The 3,066-nt window shown below is 58.0% G+C and carries 3 protein-coding genes; all 3 read right to left on the reverse strand.

Annotation, left to right across the window (positions count from 1 at the left end):
* Positions 1-386: type II 3-dehydroquinate dehydratase (gene aroQ, locus JWR17_RS04435; RefSeq protein ID WP_299828695.1), on the reverse strand; the 386-nt coding region annotated here is incomplete at its 3' end.
* Positions 387-514: 128 nt separating this feature from the next.
* Positions 515-2,305: a protein-disulfide reductase DsbD gene (locus JWR17_RS04440; RefSeq protein WP_299828696.1), complete on the reverse strand. Its 1,791-nt coding sequence runs from the start codon at positions 2,303-2,305 to the stop codon at positions 515-517.
* 338 nt (positions 2,306-2,643) lie between these two features.
* On the reverse strand, positions 2,644-3,066 hold a 423-nt coding region (locus tag JWR17_RS04445; protein ID WP_299828698.1), incomplete at its 5' end, for a GGDEF domain-containing protein.

Consider the following 3,066-nt stretch of genomic DNA (forward strand, 5'->3'; position numbering starts at 1 on the left):
CCAAGGCCGCAGATCACTCCTACAGCAACATCTGAAAAGTAAGAGTGATGGCGGAAAGGTTCGCGTTTGTGCACGTTAGAGAGATGAACTTCGATGAATGGGTTGCTCACTGCCAGCAGCGCGTCACGTAATGCGACGCTTGTGTGCGTAAAAGCGGCTGGATTGATCAAAATGAAGTCCACACCTTCATCCCGTGCGGCATGGATACGGTCGATCAATTCATATTCGGCGTTACTTTGCAGGTACAGCAGATGGTGTCCACCCACACGAGCTCGTTGTTCCAGGTCCTGATTGATTTGCGCCAGGGTTACCGAGCCGTAAACGCCCGGTTCGCGAGTGCCAAGCAGGTTCAGGTTGGGTCCGTGGAGAACCAGTAGCGTCGCCATCCGTTATTCCTTGTTGTGTCAGCAGGCATCGATGCGGAGCGACTATGCCGCAACCGCCGTGGGCTGTCCAGTTAAGCGCAATAGCCAGCACGATGACCGATGTTCGCGCGAAGTTTATGACTCATCGCTTAAATCTGGTCATTTGCCTGGGCGATACGTTTCAAGAAGTCTTCTGTATTGATTTCGCCGACCACTCTTGTGTCCGCACGCTCTGCACCGTTTTTGCCGAAGAACAGCAACGCAGGCGGGCCGAACAATTTGTAGCGATCGAGTAATGCGCGTTGCTCGGCGGTACTCTCGGTCATGTCGAAGCGGATCAGCTTATAGCCCGTCAGTTGGCGTTTGACCTCAGGGTCCGGTAACACGTCGCGTTCGATGACTTTGCAACTAATGCACCAGTCGGCATACCAATCCACCAAAACGGGCTGCCCGGCAGCCTTTGCTTCGCTCAGTGCCCGATTCAGTTCGGCTGAGGCACTGATGGTTTGCCAGGCACCAGAATTTGCAATTGCCCCGCTATTGACCGACAGCACAGGTTGCGTGCTTCCCAATGGCCGGAACGGATCGGTCTGGCCGCTGAACGCCCCATACCAACAGGCGAGGGCGTAAACCAGCAGGAAGATGCCAAGCAACTGAGCCATACGCTCGGCCGGGGTTTTTGGCGAGAATTCCAGGGCGCCGAGAAAAAGCGCCACGCCAGCCCAGAGCAAGCCCAGCAGCAGCAAGGTGATTTCGCCGGGAATGACACGGCTGAGCAAACCGATGGCCACTGCCAGTAACAGCACGCCAATCACGTTTTTGACCGTCACCAGCCATGGTCCGCTTTTCGGTAACCAGGCGGCTCCACCGGTGGCGACCACCAGCAGCGGCGCGCCCATGCCCAGTCCGAGGGCGAACAGTTTCATGGCACCACCCAGTGCATCGCCGCTGGCGCTTATATAAAGCAGCGCGCCCGCCAACGGTGCGGAAACACAAGGTGAAACCAACAAGCTGGAGACAACGCCCAGTACCGCGGCCCCCCACAGCGATCCGCCTTCAGTGCGCCCGGCGATGCGATCCAGCCGACTGCTGATGAACCGGGGCAAACGCAGTTCGAACAGGCCGAACATGGCAATGGCAAACATCACGAAGAACAGGGCAAACGGCACCAGAACCCAGGCTGACTGCAAACGTGCCTGCAGATTCAGGCTGGCGCCGAACATGCCCATCAGTGCACCGAGTACTGCGAAGCAGATCGCCATCGGTAGCACATAAGCCAGTGACAAGCTAAATCCACGTAGCCCGCCGACCTGACCTCGCAATACCACGCCAGACAGAATCGGCAGCATGGGCAATACGCAGGGAGTAAAGGTAAGGCCGACGCCAGCCAGGAAAAACAGCGCCAGCTCTTTCCAGCTCCAGGCGCTGTGGGTCGAGGCGGCGGCGGATACAGTGGTGGGGGTGTTGGTTGCGACGTCACCAATCGCCAGTCGCTCGGTTTCGGGCGGATAACACAGGCCTTTGTCGGCGCAGCCCTGATAGGTGACCGCCAGGGTAAAGGGGCGACTGTCGCCGGGCGTGCGGGGGATGTCGACGTCCAGAATGCCGTGGTACACCTCGACATCGCCAAAATAGTCGTCGTGCTTTTGTTCACCCGGAGGCAATTGTGCCTGGCCAAGGCCGATGTCCGCCGGTTCTGCATGGAATTGAAAGCGATGGCGATAAAGGTAATAGCCTTCGGTAGGGACAAAACGCAATTTGATCGACTGCGGTGTGACGGCAATCAGGTTCAAGCGAAATGCTTCATGCACCGGCAGAAAATCACTGCTGTTGTTCAGCGACCCCGAACCCAGCGTGCTGCTGGGGCGAGTGTCCAGCAAACTGGCGCCGACTGCAGGCAGGGCGAGGATTAACAGCAACAGGCAAAGCAGACGGCGCATAGCGGTCTCGCATATGGAAAGTCCGCGCATGATAGCGGACTGTTCCCGGTCGTGCTGCGGCAGGAGTTGTAAGGGCGCGTTTCTGAATGGCAATCTGTAGGAGCCAACAACGCATAACTTACTGACCTGAAAATAATCTGCAGGAGCTGCCGAAGGCTGCGATTCGACCGGCAACCGGTCGCCCTCGTGATACCTCTGAAGGGGTGCCAGTCGCCCGCGACCCCGGCCTATCGCAGCCTTCGGCAGCTCGTACGGGCTCTGTGTCTGCTGCGCGACAGCGCGGTGTCGAAGACGTGGCGGACCCTCCTACAGACTTGGACGTTGGAAATTTTGCGCTATTAAGGCGAAATCACCGCGTCAGCCAACTCTTCAAGAAAGCTGGCGTTGGGCTTTAGGTGGCCGGCATGCACTTGATTGCGGCCCGCATCTTTGGCGCGGTACAGGGCATCGTCCGCCAAGGTCGCGAGCATCAGGCTGTCAGCGCCGTCGGACAATTCAACAACGCCTGCGCTGAAGGTGCAGGACAGGTCGATGGGTTGCGCCGGGTAATGGATTTCGGCAAAACGCTGACGAATTTCATCCAGCACTCCATGAGCGTCTTCCAGACTGGTGTCGGGCATGACCACCGCAAACTCTTCACCGCCGTAGCGGCCGATGTAATCGGTCTTGCGCAAGCGTTGCTTGAGAAACAACGCCAGGCTCTTGATCACCCTATCGCCCATGGGATGGCCGTGAGTGTCATTGACGCGCTTGAAATGGTC

The organism is Pseudomonas sp. (assembly GCF_028293835.1).
In the GTDB taxonomy this organism is placed as follows: domain Bacteria; phylum Pseudomonadota; class Gammaproteobacteria; order Pseudomonadales; family Pseudomonadaceae; genus Aquipseudomonas.

What these genes read in the sequence shown, in the direction of transcription:
- JWR17_RS04440 (WP_299828696.1), bottom strand. Translation starts at nt 2,305, where the DNA reads ATGCGCCGTCTGCTTTGCCTGTTGCTGTTAATCCTCGCCCTGCCTGCA.